Source organism: Streptococcus sp. GMD1S (genome assembly GCF_000296875.1).
GTDB lineage: Bacteria > Bacillota > Bacilli > Lactobacillales > Streptococcaceae > Streptococcus.
Genome location: NZ_AJQY01000401.1, coordinates 1 through 745, shown reverse-complemented (window position 1 = coordinate 745; position 745 = coordinate 1). Strand labels below are relative to the sequence as shown.

Genomic DNA, 745 nt, shown 5'->3' with positions numbered 1-745 from the left:
CCCTTTTCGCTTTGGTAGTTATCATCCTTATCGCGATAAGCAAAGTCAAATTTACGCGGTGGAAGACCTAGTGACATAGCAAGGAAGTTAAAGATTTCTTGCAAGAGGTCTTCTTTCTTAGCTTGAACAGTCGCTTGGTCAGCACCAGAAGCGAGCAAGTCACGCAAGATTTGGGCATCTTGGCGAAGCAATTTGTTAAGAATTGCATTGAGCTCACGGCTATTACTAGATGAAACAGACTCAGGGTAAACTGACTTAGGAACGACACCATATTTTTCAAAGAGGGCCACGACCATATCCCACTGTCCACCGTCTTGTTGTGGAGTTTGGAGTAGGAAGCTAACCTTACGGCTCGTCAATTCTTGATCTGCAGTCGCAATGACTTGCTCCAAGAACCAGTTAGATTTTTCATACTTGTCCCAGAAGAAAGTGTGGGCTTGTGACAATTCAAAGTTTTCCAATTTATATTGAGAAATGAGTTTGTGACGGAAGGTGTTGAGAGCTGCAAACATCCAGCAACGACCAGACGCTTTCTGGTTAGTAACCTTGTCCTTGGTCAAATCCAATGAGAAAACAGGTGCATTGTCTACATGACTTTGGCGACGTTCTAGAGCTGCAAAAATTCCATTGTGGCTGGCAGCATTTTCAATTGCTTGGTATTTGACATTTGCTTCATAGTTGGCAAATAGTTTATCTGTAAATGATTCTTGAATCGCGTTCATAGATTCCTCCTTTTATTCTACTG

General features: G+C 42.3%; 1 protein-coding gene. It reads right to left on the bottom strand.

Annotated features, from left to right (window positions below):
- The coding region (locus GMD1S_RS10640; RefSeq protein WP_000991641.1) for a C1 family peptidase at positions 1-722 on the bottom strand (722 nt) is incomplete at its 3' end.
- Positions 723-745 lie beyond the last annotated feature (23 nt).